Source organism: Levilactobacillus sp. HBUAS70063 (assembly GCF_038374745.1).
Classification (GTDB): Bacteria; Bacillota; Bacilli; order Lactobacillales; family Lactobacillaceae; genus Levilactobacillus.
This window is the reverse complement of sequence record NZ_JBANSM010000003.1, coordinates 331,765-346,799: the sequence shown is the minus strand read 5'-3', so window position 1 is coordinate 346,799 and position 15,035 is coordinate 331,765. Positions and strand designations below refer to the sequence as shown.

The following is a 15,035-nucleotide window of genomic DNA, read 5'->3' as shown; positions in this document are numbered from 1 at the left end:
TTATTTTTTACATATACTGATTTCCCGGATCACTGTAATCCCCGGGAAATCAGTCGATGGCTTCTCTAGATATAATTGGAAAGGGTTTATCTCAATGTTACTAGTTGCTTTCTTCTGTACGCTATCCGCCTTCATCATGGCGATTATGGGCATCGTACAACGCCCCCAGAATCTTCGCCTATTGGCGGGCATCTACATCGTTTACTACCTCATCGCCATTGGGGTGGTCTTCGTTATTCTTCCCAGCAAGGCGCTCTTTAGCCTCATTATCATGAACGTCATCAGTGGGGTGCTGTACCTGCCGTTTCTGGCCCTCAGCAGCCCCAACGTTGAGGTGGAAAACGGCGACAAGCATCCCCGCGTGCGCAGCCGCAATAAGGGGCTCAACGTGGCGGCGGGTCTGCTCGCCCTGCTCTTCGTGGTCAGTCTATTCGGGGCCGCGCAGACCAAATTCGGCGTCAAGCCGGTTTACAACTCCTTGAAAATCAAGACGATGAAGACCGCGCCCCTACTGGACAAGGACGCCACGCCCATCGCCATCGCGCCCAAGACCGTCCGCAACAAGATGAACAAGGCCATGAGTGCCGTACCGAACACCTCCTACTACAAGCTGGGAGCGCTACAGACGCAGGTCGTCAAGGGTAAGACCGTTTACATCGCACCGGTGGAATTCGATGGCTTCTGGCGTTGGCAACGGGCGCGGCGGTCTCCCGGTTACTTCATGATTGACGCCACCAACGTCAATGCCGAGCCGCATTTTATCAAGCAATCCATGAAATACACGCCTAGCGCCTACCTCTTCGAAGACGCACAACGGGTCATCTACAACCGCTTCCCGGGGTGGGTTCAGGAAGGCCAACCGCAACTCGAAATCAAGGACTCTGGCGAACCCTACTTCATCCAAACCGTTTACAAGGCCCGCGGGGTCTCCAGTCGGATTAACTATAAGAGTCTGCACGTGGTCGTCCTCAACGCCAAGACCGGGGACACCCAGCTCTACACGGCCGCTGGGGCACCGAAATTTATTAATGAATCGATTGCCTCTTCAACGGCCGCCGAGATGAACGAAATCTTCGGCTGGTACGGCAACGGCTACTTTAACGCCCACTTCAACAAGACCGGCGTCAAGGACCCCAACAGTAACGGGACCGAAGATGGTGTGACGCCCGTCGTCGATAAACACGGCAACATTTCCTACTTCAACGACTTCACCTCACCGAAGACCAGTGCCGACTCGACCATGGGTTATTCCATGATTAACGCCCGGACGGGAACCTTGACCTACTACACCGGGAAGAACATCGGGGTCATGGACAGTGATGGGGCCAAGAAGATTGCCGAAAAGGAATACGTCGCTCAGAAGTGGTCGGCTACCATGCCAATCATGTACAACATCGACGGCACGCCAACCTGGGTCGTTTCGCTGCTAGACTCCACCGGGGCCTTCCGGAGCTACGCCTACATCAAGGCCGCCGATCAAAGCGTGAAAGCCTACGCTACCACGGCCACCCAGGCGCTCGACCAATACCGGGTTCAGCTCGCCACGGTCGGCTCAACGGCCAGCTCCACTACCAATTCCAAGACGGTTAAGCTCAAGGGCACCGTGGAACGGGTCGTGGTGATTCCAAACGGTGACAACCAAAACGTGTTATTTGCGGTCAAGGGCAACGATACCCTTTGGACGGTCGGAACCGCCGACTACCCGAAGGCCGTGCTGATGAAGACCGGGGACCAAGTCAAACTGACTGGCCGGGTCAACGAATCGGCCAAGACCGGAACGGTTGAGTCGTATGTGAACCAGACGTTTAAGTAAGCTGGCTCTCTGATGTACTTGAAATGATGATTTTTAAAAACGGTGTCTCTCCATTACGAGGGACACCGTTTTTGCGTCTTATTGTATTCCTGATCACTTCTTTGGGTGGCGCCACGCAATAAACAGATCATGTACGATCGCCGCAAAGCCCACGACGATGCCACAGCAGAGTGCGCCCGCCATCAACCAAATCCAGTACATCCAACCGGTCAAGGCAGTCGATACTGACCAAAAGAAAAGGAACATCCCCCACCCGATGACTCCCAGAAGGATGCTCGCGTAGACCCCATATTTTCCAGTCCACATTCTCTTAGGATACTTGATGGCATAGGTAACTGATAATAAAGACATGGCCAACAGCCCCACTGTAATCAGGAGCTTCCCCCCTAGTGACTCCCGTAGACCAAGCCCGAAAAATAAGGGCAAAAAAATACTAAAAAAAATGAAAACATAATTCTTTATTGATAAGACCATGACTTGTCGTAACCCCCGTTTATAATGAATGATTCGTTCGCATTTGAACCCCTGGTCAAATACTTTAAAGGACGCCTCCGCTAACGCCCTTTTGGTAACCCTCAGAAAAGGGTAACATTTTCTGACAAGGCAAGCAATCAGTAATTGTTTCCTTAGTGAGTTACATTAGCTGTAGAGGTGATTACAATGTCCAAAGACACAACTTTAACGATTTTTCTAAACAAAGAAAGCAAAAAACACCGCTAAGGTAGCCGCTGAAATGGGACTTGACCCCAGCCCTGCCGTTAAGATGTTCCTCGTTGAGATTAGTAAAACCACCAAATTCCCCTTCACACCAACCGGGGGTCCCAATTTTCCAGCTATTTGGCATGACGATCTTCGAGACATTGCCAGTTTTAATCAGCATATCGGGTCAACCGATGATGGGAAGGACTATGGACGAGAAAGCACGAACTAACTGACAAAAACCGGCGTCGCTCCGCTTAGGGGGATGACGCCGGTTCTCTCTACAATTTACCGTTGATAATCCGTTTGACTCGCCGTAAAGGGTCCCACGACCTCATGTGGGCGGTACGGGTCCTCCAGATACTGCACATCGGCCGCCGTCAAATGAACGTCCAACGCCTTGACCGCCCCCTGCAAGTGCTCCGGCTTCGTGGCGCCAATAATTGGTGCCGTAACCGTGGGCTCCTGTAGCAACCAAGCCAACGCAATCTGGATACGGTCCACGCCGTATTTCTTGGCCAGCTCACCGACGCGCTGAATAATCGGCATATCCAACGACTGGCTCTCATCGTACTTCGACCGCGCCACGTCATCGGTCGCATAACGCTTGGTATCGCCGGCCCAGTCGCGGGTCAACCGCCCCGAAGCCAGTGGACTGTATGGCGTCACCGCAATGCCTTGATCGGCACACAGCGGCAACATTTCCCGTTCTTCCTCGCGGTACAACAGGTTCAGGTGGTTCTGCATCGACACGAACTTGGTCCACCCGTGCTGTTCGGCCACGGCCTGCGCCTTTTCAAACTGCCAGGCAAACATCGCCGAGGCGCCAATGTAGCGGACCTTGCCCGACTTCACCAAGTCAATTAATGCCGACATGGTCTCTTCAATCGGCGTGTTATAGTCCCAGCGATGAATCACATACAGATCGACGTAATCCGTCTGCAGGCGCTTTAGGCTTCGGTCGATCTGCGAAAAGATGGCCTTGCGCGACAGCCCCGCCACGTTAGGCGCCTTTTCCGACGTGAAGAAGACCTTCGTGGCCAACACGATTTCATCGCGATTGGCCAGTTTCTTCAGAGCCCGCCCCACGAAACGTTCGCTGTCGCCGTGCGAGTAAATATTCGCCGTATCAAAGAAGTTGATGCCGAGATCCAGCGCCTGCTTAATGACCCGTTCACTCTGCTCTTCGCCAACCGCCCAGGGAAACATTCCCGTCGAGGCGTTACCAAAGCCCATCGTGCCCAGACATAGCCGCGAGACATCCAGCCCCGTATGACCTAATTTTACATAATCCATTCTTACGCTTCCTTTTATTTATCTAAATCTACGGCCGCCGCATGAATGCGTTGAACGCTGTTAATCACCAACGGAAAGCCCACGTACGGTAAGAGTTGCAGTGCCGACCAAATCAAGGTTGGCTCACTGTTGCCCGCCTTTAGGCTCCCGCGCGCATGGGCCTTGATCTGAAAGTCCACGTTGAGCGTGATTAGCGCCATCAATTCGTAACGTTCCCGCTGAGCGACCGTCAAGCCGGCCCGACCATAGTAATCTTCGAAGAAATGTTGCGTCAACCAGGCCGGTAAGTCATGACCCGCGTTGGCCGGCAAATCCTGTAGCAACGTCTTAATTTCCGTCCCATACAACTGCTGCTGAATCGCCGCCCCAGTCTCGGTCGTCGTAGCCGCAGTTGGCTTGGCCGTTGGCAGAACCGTGTGCACGGCCCGCAACGCGTCCAGCACCTTGGGTAAACCCACGACCGGCACCAGCTGATAGATTGCCTCCAACACGTGTTGCGCGGAAATTCCGTGATGTAAGGCCCGTTCAACCTGTTGGGGAATCAGCCGTGGCGTGTGTTGCACCGTGAGGGTGACCACCGCAATCACACTGGCCTCACCCGGTTCAACCGCCTCTGGAGCGGTCGCCACATCCGCCATGAGCCGCGCAACGATGCGCACCAGGTCGGGATCATCCGGCAACCACTCGTGTAACCGTTGTTCATTTCTCGTCAACATGCGTTCAACGCCCCCATCAATCGTTCCCAATTTCCGTGTAAAATGGCCTGCTTCTGATCGGCCGTCACCGTCATCTTGCGGACGGCCTGCTCAATCACTGCGGTCGGTCCCACCGGCGGAATGCCGAAGGGCGAGTCCGTCCCGAACAACACGTGGTCGACGCCAAAGAAGTCGGCTGCCAGATCCAACGCCCGGGGATTGCCTAAAATGGCCGTATCCACGTAGAATTTCTGAAAATCGGCGTAATCCTCGGCCGACTGAATGTACTTGATGCGTTGGCTGAAGTACGGGACCATGGCGCCGGCGTGATGAACGATCACCTTGAGTTGTGGATACTTACGGAAGTACTTCGCCGCAACCATGCCGTACATGGCCTGGGTCAGCTCGTACTCCCAGCTAAACGTTAAATTATTAGCTGTTTTGTGGACATCGAAGACCGGATGGAGCCAAACGGGCGCGCCAATCGCCGCTAATTTGGCAAAGATTGGTTCGTAAGCCGAATCCGTAATCGGTCGGCCCAAGGCCTGCGTGAACAGTTGCACACCCACCAGCGCATCGCTGTGGGCCACCTGGTCGTCAATAATTTTTAGGGCCGCGGGCACATTATTTAGCGGCAACATCGCCACGCCAGCCGGAAAGACGTCCCGGTTATCCCGCACGAGCTCGGCCAGCTCGGTATTACCGAAGCGGCAGAGCGTCGCAGCTTGGTCGGCATCCACGAAGTCTTCCGGATTGAGGGTCACCATTGAGAGAACCTGCTGATGGCCCGCGGGCAGCGACGCCTTGTGCTGGTCAAGATTCGTCAGCAGGGTGTTTCGCATATACGGAAACTGATTCAGAATCTGGGGGTGAATGGCGTCCATTTTCGCTAGAAATTTCGGCGGTAACACGTGGGCAAACACATCAATAATAGTCATCATCTTCACTCCTTAGATCCAGCTGGGCTGATCGCCCGCGGTACCGGCCTTGTCCAAGCCAACGCTGGCGTTCTGATACGTATCCGGATGCGTGATGACCTTCAAAGCGAAATCGGCCACACTCTTGCGCGAGACCTCGGTTCCCTGGAAGTCTTCGCCCAGTTGCGTTTCTTCGTAGTCCACCTCATCGTTGTCGGTCAACCAAGCCGGCCGAATCTCGGTGTAGGTGAGGCCGGCATCGGCCACCAGTTGCGCCGTCTTGCGGAAGCCCGGCAGAAAGGCCGCAATGGCTTGTTCGTTCCATTCGCCGAATTTACCAGGGACCTCGTGATGAGCGCCCAACGCGCTGATGTAGACGAACCGTTGCTTGCCCGTCTGCTTCATGGCGGTCAGGACGCTCTGGGTCTGTTCCGCCAGATCCGGCCCCCCCCAGGTTAGAGTAGACGATATCGGCATCCTGCATGGTCTTCGCCACCAGTGCAGTATCCTTGATGTCCCCATCAACTAACGTTACCCGCGGATTATTCGCGTATTGCGCCAGCCGTGCGGCATCCCGGAGAAATAGGGTCAACGTATCCGTTGTTTCATTTAACAGTCGGTCCATCAGTAAGCGGGCCATGGCGCCATGAGCGCCGACAATCATAATTTTAGTCATCGAATGAGTCCTCCAATTGTGGTCTTCTTTAGCGTAAATCCAAGCGAACGGTGGCGCTGACCGGTCCCGCCGCCAACATCGGTGGCAAATAAGGACTACCGGCGTACTTGGCCTGGTAAGCCTGGTTAATCGCCGCCGTCAATTTTGCATCGGTGGTGACGGGCACGTAAGCTACCTCAAAATCTTGATCTGCGAGATGTATCCGGCCGGCGCCCTGGGCCTTAGCCGATTGATACCAGCGAGAGTGTTGCCCGTTCCAGGCCCGGATATACAGGTGCGAGCCAACCACGACCGACCAGATCCAGGTCGGCGTGCCGTAAGTCTTGCCGTCATCGTAGAGCGGCGATACTCGCATGTCGTCGGCGGTGGCAAAGGCTGTGAGTTGTGCTGTGGTCCATGCTTTCATATTTCTGTGCTCCTTTAATTGTTCTCTTTCTTAAATCCCATCAATTTAAAGTTTTTATCGCCGCTTAGTGACTGCCGTTGCCCACGAGCTCGTGCTTAGGTCCGGCCATGGTGGCTATCTTAGCATCCAGGTGAGTCAAGGACGTCTGAAGCCGGTCAATCTCGTGGCGCAACTCGGTGGCGCGCGTCTGCAATAACTGGCGACGCATATCCGCCGTATTCGTCGTTTGCTCTAGAGCTAGCAACTGCTTAATCTCGGCCAACTTGACGCCACAATCACGCAACGTCAACACCTCGCGCAACTGATCAATGTCGGCCGGTGTGTAGTCGCGGATGCCACTCACCCGCGTCACCGGCGCAATCACGCCGATTTGTTCGTAGTACCGCAGCGTCCAGGCGCTGGTGCGCAACTGTTTTGCCGCTTCGTTAATCTTCATCCTGAATCCCACCTTTCCTGGCGATCCTTTCTTCATCCTTTTACTAAATGCCGGTTCTGACCGCCTTACCGTTCCGACTTCATATCGGCCGGCCGAATCTCCAGCGTGGCCGCTTGGGGACCGGCCTGCACCATCAATAGGACGTAGATGCTCGTCGCGTATTTCTGACGATAGGCCCGATCGATCCGCGCCGTTAACGCCGAATCGGCGACCACCGGGACAAACGTAATCCGGAAGTTACGCCCGGCAAGGTACATGCGTCCGCCCCGCTGACTCACCGCGGATTGATACCACGACGATTGCTGACCGTGCCACGCCCGCACGTACAATCGGCCATCGACCACGACCGACCAGATCCACGTTGGGGTCCCGTAAGTCTGCCCGTCGCTATAAAACGGGGAAATCCGCAAATCATCGGCCGTGGCGAAGCCATGCAAGCGTTGGGGTGTCCATTGGGTCATTGTCCGGTCATCCGCCAGCCCCGTGGTGTCAGGTACCGCACGTTGCTGGGGACTTTTTGTCGAGCGCCCCACTCATCAATCCACATTTGTCCAACTTCCTTTCTGTTAATCTTCACTTTCTATCTTATGGCTTGACTTTCACTATGTCTAATGCTTAGATTAAATCAAAAGTTATACACTTTAGTCATAGGAGATGGTCGTTTTGGAATTACGCGTCCTTCGTTACTTTCTCATGATCGTACAGGAACAAAACATTAGTAAGGCCTCCGCGCGGCTACATGTGTCGCAACCGACCGTGTCGCGTCAGCTAAAGGAACTGGAAAATGAACTGGGTACCACGCTCTTTGAACGGGGCAACCGGACCATTCAACTCACCCCAGACGGTGAATACTTTGCCAACCAAGCACGTCAGATCCTCTCGTTAACAGACAAGACCTTGACGAACATTCATCAGGAACAAGATGTCAGTGGCGCCGTCTACGTGGGAAGCGCCGAGGCCCGCAGCATGCTCACGGTCGCGCAGGCCATTGGACATCTGAATCATCGGCATCCCCACGTTCAGATCCACCTCGTCAGCATGGACGCCGCCGACATTCACCAAAATCTCAGCTCCGGGGTCTTTGATTTCGGCGTCGTTATGGAACCCACCGATAAGCACGACTACGACTTTCTGCGGCTTCCCGGCGAGAGCCGCTGGGGACTCTTGGTCCAAAACAGTTCCCCTCTGGCCCGCCAAGCGACTGTTTCACTCGAAGACGTGGCGCATTCCCGGCTGATCCTACCGCAACAAGGTGGGGCCGCGCGCATTCACGATCTCTTCGGCCTGGAATGGGAGGATCTGACCGTGGTGGCCACGTACAACCTGCTCTACAACGCCTCGCTACTGGTATCGGCGGGCGTCGGCAGTGCACTGGGACTAGATGGCATCATTAACACCAACCAATCCGATCTGACGTTCGTGCCCCTCAGTCCCCGGACCTCCTCGGGTTCCAGTCTCGTTTGGCTCAAGGGCCAGCGCCTGTCTCCGGCCGCACAGGCCCTGTTGGCGCAGGTCCGCGCGGAATTAATGCCCGCTGAAAACTAAACCTTCTCCCAGGCACCGCATACAACCGGCTGTCTGGGATTTTTTCTAACTAGTCATCAGGGACATTCGTTAGCTATATCAAATACTTATTGTTAATAGGTCAATATACGATTCAAGCATAGTTTCGACTCGAACAACGGCCTCTACTTATTACTAATGTAAAAAATCGCGATTTTGTTGCACGTTTCATCAAAATTTTTCAAAAAAAGACGGTGACCGCCATTAAAGCACCGTCACCGTCTCGTCTATTCTGCTAACGCATTAGTCGCCCACTGGATGCCAGCCGTTCGGATCGGATAACCGGTCCAGAAAGGCCATGTCCTTGGGATTAATCTCAAAATCAAGTTCCGTGTTCGCCTGAACGTGAGCCATGGACCGGCCCTTAGGTAGCGGCGCCACGCCCTTTTGCACGATGTAGCGCAAAGCTAATTGGGGAATTGAGACGCCGTAATTACCGGCAACGCGTTCCAACTCCGGACTGTCGACCAAGCCTCCGGTAGCCAATGGCGAGTAAGCTTGAACCGTGATCTGGTGGGCTTCCGCCGTCTTCACGATGGAATCTTGCGTGTGCCCGACGTAGTACTGAATCTGGTCAACTGCCGGCGTCACCGTCAGGCCATCCCAGGTCAACAGGTTCTCCAAGTCATGGGAGTTAAAGTTGGAGACCCCCACCGATTTAGCCCGTCCACTATTATAAATATCCTGCATGGCGCGCCAAACGTCACGGTTTTCGGCATCGTGGTTCGACCCCATCTGCATCCATGGCCACGGCGCGTGGATGATGTAAGAATCCACGTAGTCGAGGTCCAGGGCCGCTAGACTGCTGTCAAAGTCCGCCATGGCCGCGTCGTAGGACTTCGATTCGGCCGGCAACTTGGTTTGAACGAAGACGTCTTCTCTTGCCACCGCACTGTCGCGCAGGGCTTCGCCGACGCTCTGTTCATTGTTGTAGGCCTTAGCCGTATCGATGAAGCGATACCCCGCCTTGAGGGCATTGCTGACGGCATCGTAGGTTTCCTTGCCCGGGCGAGTTTGCCAGGTACCGAAGCCGACCTTAGGCATCTTTAAGCCATTGTTTAACGTAAACGAATCCGTAATTTTTGGCATGTTCATTCCTCCATTTTTAACTGATGGATTCATCTTAGCCCCTTAGACCTACTCTAAGGCAAGCAACTTGTTTGGCTTTTGGATAGAAAAATTTCGCAAGAACGCCAAGTGCTGGTAGCGCTGGATTCGTTGGGCATGCAACCACTCAGGCCTCGGTCTCTTAATGTAAAATCAAGTCCTGCGGTCGAACCGCCCGGTACAGCGCGAATGCCCCATCCAAGTTGACCACGTCAAACCCGTGTTGCCGCAGGATCCGTTCGGCCAGATAGCTACGCTGGCCACTAAAACAGCTGACTACATATGGCTGGTTGACGTCTAATTCGGTTAGCCGGTCACGCAGCTGGTCCAGCGGAATCGCGATCGCATCCTTAAATTGACCCTCGCGGAGCTCATCCGGATCGCGGACATCCAACAACCGCCGACCGGCCGCCAGTGTGGCGGGTAGTGCCGACCACTGAATCGTTTTACTTAGCCCCTCCGCCACGTTCATGGCGACGTAGCCCAGCAGATTGACGGGGTCCTTGGCCGACCCAAACGGTGGCGCGTAGGTCAACTCTAACTCGGGGAGGTCCGCAATCGTCAGATTTCCCTTAATCGCCGTGGCCAAGACATCGATCCGTTTATCCACGCCCTGTTCGCCAACGCCCTGAGCACCGTAAATTTTACCGGAGTCCGGATTAAAGATGAGCTTCAACGTCAGCGGCGTGCCACCCGGGAAATAACCGGCGTGACTGGTGCCGCGGACGTGGACAACGCGGTAGTTCAGGCCGAGTTGGCGAGCCTGAAACTCACTGAAACCGGTGGCCGCGGCCGCTAATTTAAAGGCCCGGACAATCGCCGTGCCCAGGCTACCACGGTTGGGATGGTTCAGGCCGACCAGGTTATCCGCCACCTGCCGACCCTGCCGATTTGCCGGCGAGGCCAACGGAATCAGGGTATCCTGCCCGTTCAACTGTTGTTTCACCACGATGGCATCCCCCACCGCATAGATGTCGGGATCACTAGTCTGATAACGGTCGTTCACCACGATACCGCCCTTGAGGCCCAGTTGCAGCCCAGCCTTTTGCGCCAGCCGACTGGCGGGCCGGACGCCTATCGCGACAATGGTCAGGTCCGTCTTGAGCCGTGTCCCATCCGTTAGGACCGCCGTTTGGCCGGCATCTTCCAGGCCAGTCAACGCCTGGTTGGTGAGAACCTTCACGCCGTTGGCCACTAGCTCATTGCGCACGAATGCCGCCATTTCGGTATCTAGTGGGGGTAATACGTGCGGCGCCTGTTCCACGATGGTGACGTCTAGCCCACTGAGTTTGAGATTTTCGGCCACTTCCAGGCCGATGAAACCGCCACCCACGACTAAGACTCGCCGGACATCGTCATCCTGAATCCCCGCCATGATGCGATCCAAGTCGGGAATGTTACGCAGGGCGTACACGCGTTTTGCCTCGGCCATTCCCGGAATTTCGGGCATTATGGGCTGAGCCCCCGGCGACAAGATCAGCCGGTCATAGGTTTCATGCACCAGCTGACCGGCGTGGCGCACCACCACCTCATGCTTGGCGGGAAGGATCTGCACGACCTCGTGATTCGGCCGAACGTCCAGGTTGAAGCGTTGCTGTAATTTTTCGGCCGTCTGCACGATGAGCTGCGAGCGCTCACTAATCTCGCCGGAAAGATAAAACGGGAGACCGCAGTTGGCAAATGAGACGTACGGTCCCTTCTCAAAGATCACAATCTCGGCGTGCTCATCCAATCGCCGGAGCCGAGTCGCGGCCGACATCCCACCGGCCACACCACCAATAATGACGACTTTCATCCACAAAACATCCTTTCTACACGACACGTCCACAGGGGACGGCTCTATGCGCCCAGTATACCGAAATACCTTCAATTTACAAGCGAATTGGAACCGGTTTCCATTGCGCCCGCACGCGTTTCCGCCTACAATTAACTTAATACTGTCGACGCATCGTCACCTAACAAATCCTAAGACCCGACTCCGCCAATCCCCATGCTTGCGGGCCCGGTCACTCGAAACACGAGCTATTCTCAACGAAGGAGCATCATCGTATGGCCTACATAGACGTTATCAATGAAACACGACAATTCACCCAGGGCAATCAAGTTACGATCGCCAACCGGGATATTTCCTTTAGCGTGGCGCAGGGCGAGATCGTCACGATCCTCGGTCCCAGCGGCGCGGGGAAGTCGACTCTCCTCAACATTCTGGGCGGCATGGACAGTCCCACCAGCGGCCAGGTGCTGATCGACGGGCAAGACATTGCCCAATTATCCGCTAAACAACTGACGACCTACCGCCGACAAGACGTGGGTTTCGTCTTTCAATTCTACAATCTGGTTCCCAACCTGACCGCGCGGGAAAATGTCGAGCTCGCCTCGCAGATTACCGCGGACGCCCACGATGTCGGTGAAACGCTCGGGTTGGTGGGCCTGACCGACCGAGCCAGCAACTTTCCCGCTCAGCTGTCCGGCGGCGAACAACAGCGGGTGGCGATTGCCCGCGCGATCGCCAAGAACCCCAAGATTCTATTGTGCGATGAACCCACGGGCGCGCTGGATTATCAGACCGGTAAACAAGTGCTCCAGGTGATTCAGGACGGGGCACGCCGGACCCACATGACCGTGATCATCGTTACCCACAACAGTGCGATTGCTAAAATGGGCGATCAGATCATCCACATCAACGATGCCCGGGTCCAATCTACCCGGCACAATCCGCATCCCACGCCAGTCGCTGAGATTGAATGGTAGGTGGTTCCATGACAAACAGTTATTTTAAAACGATTTTTCGAGAAATCCGGCGCTCCAAGGCCCGCTTTCTCTCCATCATGTTGATTATCTTTCTGGGCGTCGCCTTTTATACTGGTATCCGGGCAACCGGACCGGACATGCTTCAGGCCGCCAGCGATTATTATCAGAAACAGCAACTGGCCACGAATAGCGTGCAGTCCACGGCCGGCCTCACCAGGCAGGACCGCGCCGTTCTCCACCGCCACCGCGACCAAGTCACCTATCAAGCGGTGAAATACTTAGACATCAATCAACTCAACAACAATCAAACCGTCCGGGTGGCAGAGCTTCCGGCCAAGCAGCGGGTTAATCGGCTAACCGTGGTCAGTGGTCATCTGCCCCGCCGAGCCAACGAGATAGTTTTGGATCAGCAGGCCCGGACGCTCCAACCCCATTTGAAACTCGGCTCAACCTACCACATCGCCACGACTCAGGCACGTAATCAGCGGTTTAACCGCCGAACGCTTAAGGTGGTGGGCTTCGTCAACTCACCCCGTTACATTGAAAAAGCCACGCGCGGTGTCACCACGGTGGGCAAGGGGACACTGGATTATTTAGCCTTCGTCCGACCCGGGACGCTGGACCAATCGGTGGCTAGCCGACTGGACATCCAGTTCAAAAATCTGGCCCACGTGGCGCCCTACACCGCCAAATATAAACGGATCAATCGTGCCAATACCACGCGGCTGAAAGCCTGGTTCAAGCCCCGGGCGGCCGCACGCCAGGCCCAATTACAACGGCAGGCCCGCCAGCAACTTGCCCCGCAGGCCGCACAGGTCGCCCAACTGGCGCAACAACTTCCCGCTAATTCACCCATCCTTCGCAAGGCACAACGCCAACTCAGCCACGCCCAGGCCAAGATTGCGGCGATTGACCGTCCCACCTACCTGTACAGCGGTCGCGCCGCCAATCCAGGCTACAGCGAATACCATGAAAACACGCAACGGGTGGTCGCCTTATCCACGGTCTTTCCGCTCTTCTTCATCGCCATTGCCGCGTTGATCTGCCTGACCACCATGACCCGGATGGTGACCGAGTTGCGGATTCAGATGGGCACGCTCAAGGCGTTGGGCTACAGCAATCTCGCCATTGGAAGTGAGTTTATGATTTACGGCGGCCTCGCCAGCCTGCTGGGCACGCTCCTAGGCGTTGGCTTCGGGGTCAATTTCTTCCCCCGCTTCATCGCCCAAGCGTATGGTAGCATGTACAACCTGCCGGCCATCAACGTCCAGTACCTCTGGGCCGACATCGTTATCGCGCTGGTCATCGCGCTGGCCTGCACCATGGGAAGCGCCGCCATTGTCTTGCGCGTTGACCTACGCAGCAATCCCGCCACGCTCATGCAACCCAAGGCGCCCAAGGCCGGTAAGACGCTCTGGTTGGAGCACTGGCACAGCCTCTGGCGCCGACTAAGCTTCAATCATAAGGTCACCCTGCGCAATCTCTTTCGCTACAAGCAGCGCCTCTTGATGACGGTGCTAGGGATCGCCGGCTGCATGGCGATGATGATTACCGGCTTTGGCCTAAAGGATTCCATCGGCGACATCAGCGTGAAGCAGTTCAATCAGCTCTGGCATTACGATGCCATCGTGGTACGTAGCGGCAATCAGACCGCGGCGCAACGGCGGGCACTGCATCGTCAGTCGCTGTACAAAAACGACCTGCTCCTCAAGCAATCGCAGGTTACCGTTGAACGTGCGGATGTCGCAAACCAAGCGGCCACCCTTAGCGTCCCCCAGCGACCGCAACGCCTAAAGAAATTCGTCGTCTTGCGAAATCGGCAGAGTCACCGCGCCTATACCCTCAATAATCACGGCGCCATCATTGATGAAAAACTAGCCAAGCTTTATCACGTTAAGGTGGGCGATACGCTACCGGTAAAGCTGGGCAATCACCCGGTGAAGCACGTTCGGATTGCCGCCATTGCAGAAAACTACGTTAATCACTTCATCTACCTGTCGCCAACCTACTACCACCGCATCTTTGATCACCACGCCGTCTACAACGGCAATCTGGTACAGTTCACGCATCACGGCAAGTCGGCTCAGAACCAATTTGCCAGTGACCTGCTCAAGACCTCCGGCATGCTGAATGTCACCCTCCTCAGCACGGAGAAGCATAACAACTTCCAAATGCTGGATACCATGGATCTAGTGGTCGTGATCTTCGTGGTGGCCGCCGGGGCACTGGCGTTGGTCGTCCTGTACAACCTCACCAACATCAACGTTTCCGAACGGATTCGCGAGCTCTCAACCATTAAGGTATTAGGCTTCTACGACGGCGAGGTGACGATGTATATCTTTAGGGAAAATCTAATTCTCACGGTGATGGGCATTCTCCTTGGGTGTTTCATGGGGGATTGGTTACACCGCTACATTCTCAACACGGCCGAAACGGATAGCCTGATGTTCTCACCGGGCATTCATCCCCTGAGCTACGTCTATTCGGCCCTGCTAACGCTGGCCTTCAGCCTGCTGGTCATGTGGCTCATGCATCGCAAGCTCAAACGAATTAACATGCTGGATGCGTTGAAGTCGGTGGACTGACAACGCCAAGCAAATACTACCAACCGATACAAAGGCTCTGCAGCGATCATCGACATGATTGCTACAGAGCCTTTTAATTTGCATTCAATTT

13 protein-coding genes and 2 pseudogenes are annotated in these 15,035 nt (G+C 55.3%); 5 read left to right on the top strand and 10 right to left on the bottom strand.

Annotated elements, in window-relative coordinates; all coding sequences use genetic code 11:
* The first annotated feature begins 94 nt into the window (after window positions 1–94).
* The gene (locus V8I28_RS06520) at window positions 95–1,813 is read left to right on the top strand and encodes a hypothetical protein (protein WP_341779316.1); all 1,719 of its coding nucleotides are present in this window, start codon (window positions 95–97) and stop codon (window positions 1,811–1,813) included.
* A 93-nt stretch (window positions 1,814–1,906) separates the two neighbouring features.
* On the opposite strand, the gene V8I28_RS06515 is transcribed toward V8I28_RS06520, so the two are convergent.
* A complete protein-coding gene (locus V8I28_RS06515; RefSeq protein WP_341779315.1) occupies window positions 1,907–2,164 on the bottom strand; it encodes a hypothetical protein in 258 nt (85 codons plus the stop codon).
* 370 nt (window positions 2,165–2,534) lie between these two features.
* On the opposite strand from V8I28_RS06515, the pseudogene V8I28_RS13130 reads away from it, so the two are divergent.
* A pseudogene (locus tag V8I28_RS13130) lies at window positions 2,535–2,744 on the top strand (hypothetical protein); the annotation flags it as partial.
* A 56-nt stretch (window positions 2,745–2,800) separates the two neighbouring features.
* Here V8I28_RS13130 and V8I28_RS06510 read toward each other — a convergent pair.
* The 7 genes and pseudogenes from V8I28_RS06510 to V8I28_RS06480 form a co-directional block, all read right to left on the bottom strand.
* A complete protein-coding gene (locus tag V8I28_RS06510; protein ID WP_341779314.1) occupies window positions 2,801–3,808 on the bottom strand; it encodes an aldo/keto reductase in 1,008 nt (335 codons plus the stop codon).
* A gap of 14 nt (window positions 3,809–3,822) precedes the next feature.
* On the bottom strand, window positions 3,823–4,524 hold the full coding sequence (locus V8I28_RS06505) for a carboxymuconolactone decarboxylase family protein (RefSeq protein WP_341779313.1): 702 nt from the start codon (window positions 4,522–4,524) through the stop codon (window positions 3,823–3,825).
* Window positions 4,518–5,441: an amidohydrolase family protein gene (locus V8I28_RS06500; protein ID WP_341779312.1), complete on the bottom strand. Its 924-nt coding sequence runs from the start codon at window positions 5,439–5,441 to the stop codon at window positions 4,518–4,520. Before V8I28_RS06500 ends, V8I28_RS06505 begins: the two co-directional genes overlap by 7 nt.
* A 12-nt stretch (window positions 5,442–5,453) precedes the next feature.
* A pseudogene (locus V8I28_RS06495) lies at window positions 5,454–6,096 on the bottom strand (NAD(P)H-binding protein).
* 28 nt (window positions 6,097–6,124) lie between these two features.
* Window positions 6,125–6,502 (bottom strand): DUF2255 family protein, encoded by a 378-nt coding sequence (locus V8I28_RS06490; protein WP_341779311.1) that lies wholly within the window; start codon window positions 6,500–6,502, stop codon window positions 6,125–6,127.
* Between the two features lie 64 nt (window positions 6,503–6,566).
* Entirely contained in the window at window positions 6,567–6,938 is a 372-nt protein-coding gene (locus V8I28_RS06485; protein WP_341779310.1) for a MerR family transcriptional regulator, read from the bottom strand.
* Between the two features lie 65 nt (window positions 6,939–7,003).
* Window positions 7,004–7,399 carry a DUF2255 family protein gene (locus V8I28_RS06480; protein ID WP_341779309.1) on the bottom strand — a complete coding sequence of 132 codons (396 nt, stop codon included), beginning with the start codon at window positions 7,397–7,399 and terminating at the stop codon, window positions 7,004–7,006.
* 202 nt (window positions 7,400–7,601) lie between these two features.
* Between V8I28_RS06480 and V8I28_RS06475 the strand changes: the two genes are divergently transcribed.
* A complete protein-coding gene (locus tag V8I28_RS06475; RefSeq protein ID WP_341779308.1) occupies window positions 7,602–8,483 on the top strand; it encodes a LysR family transcriptional regulator in 882 nt (293 codons plus the stop codon).
* A gap of 261 nt (window positions 8,484–8,744) precedes the next feature.
* Here V8I28_RS06475 and V8I28_RS06470 read toward each other — a convergent pair whose 3' ends face one another.
* Both V8I28_RS06470 and V8I28_RS06465 read right to left on the bottom strand, forming a co-directional pair.
* Window positions 8,745–9,590, bottom strand: a complete 846-nt coding sequence (locus V8I28_RS06470; protein WP_341779307.1) for an aldo/keto reductase family protein — start codon at window positions 9,588–9,590, stop codon at window positions 8,745–8,747.
* A 160-nt stretch (window positions 9,591–9,750) separates the two neighbouring features.
* A complete protein-coding gene (locus V8I28_RS06465; protein WP_341779306.1) occupies window positions 9,751–11,403 on the bottom strand; it encodes an FAD-dependent oxidoreductase in 1,653 nt (550 codons plus the stop codon).
* A gap of 254 nt (window positions 11,404–11,657) precedes the next feature.
* Here V8I28_RS06465 and V8I28_RS06460 point away from each other — a divergent pair, with 254 nt between their 5' ends.
* Entirely contained in the window at window positions 11,658–12,359 is a 702-nt protein-coding gene (locus V8I28_RS06460; protein ID WP_341779305.1) for an ABC transporter ATP-binding protein, read from the top strand.
* Entirely contained in the window at window positions 12,353–14,944 is a 2,592-nt protein-coding gene (locus tag V8I28_RS06455) for an ABC transporter permease (RefSeq protein WP_445928190.1), read from the top strand. The genes V8I28_RS06460 and V8I28_RS06455 overlap by 7 nt, the downstream gene beginning before the upstream one ends.
* The last annotated feature ends 91 nt before the right edge of the window (window positions 14,945–15,035 follow it).

Excerpts from the sequence above, each read along its gene's own strand:
- V8I28_RS06455 (WP_445928190.1), top strand. The coding sequence starts at position 12,353 with ATGGTAGGTGGTTCCATGACAAACAGTTATTTTAAAACGATTTTTCGA.
- V8I28_RS06465 (WP_341779306.1), bottom strand. The coding sequence starts at position 11,403 with ATGAAAGTCGTCATTATTGGTGGTGTGGCCGGTGGGATGTCGGCCGCG.
- V8I28_RS06505 (WP_341779313.1), bottom strand. The coding sequence starts at position 4,524 with ATGTTGACGAGAAATGAACAACGGTTACACGAGTGGTTGCCGGATGAT.
- V8I28_RS06470 (WP_341779307.1), bottom strand. The coding sequence starts at position 9,590 with ATGCCAAAAATTACGGATTCGTTTACGTTAAACAATGGCTTAAAGATG.
- V8I28_RS06520 (WP_341779316.1), top strand. The coding sequence starts at position 95 with ATGTTACTAGTTGCTTTCTTCTGTACGCTATCCGCCTTCATCATGGCG.
- V8I28_RS06460 (WP_341779305.1), top strand. The coding sequence starts at position 11,658 with ATGGCCTACATAGACGTTATCAATGAAACACGACAATTCACCCAGGGC.
- V8I28_RS06490 (WP_341779311.1), bottom strand. The coding sequence starts at position 6,502 with ATGAAAGCATGGACCACAGCACAACTCACAGCCTTTGCCACCGCCGAC.
- V8I28_RS06485 (WP_341779310.1), bottom strand. The coding sequence starts at position 6,938 with ATGAAGATTAACGAAGCGGCAAAACAGTTGCGCACCAGCGCCTGGACG.
- V8I28_RS06480 (WP_341779309.1), bottom strand. The coding sequence starts at position 7,399 with ATGACCCAATGGACACCCCAACGCTTGCATGGCTTCGCCACGGCCGAT.
- V8I28_RS06515 (WP_341779315.1), bottom strand. The coding sequence starts at position 2,164 with ATGTCTTTATTATCAGTTACCTATGCCATCAAGTATCCTAAGAGAATG.
- V8I28_RS06510 (WP_341779314.1), bottom strand. The coding sequence starts at position 3,808 with ATGGATTATGTAAAATTAGGTCATACGGGGCTGGATGTCTCGCGGCTA.
- V8I28_RS06500 (WP_341779312.1), bottom strand. The coding sequence starts at position 5,441 with ATGACTATTATTGATGTGTTTGCCCACGTGTTACCGCCGAAATTTCTA.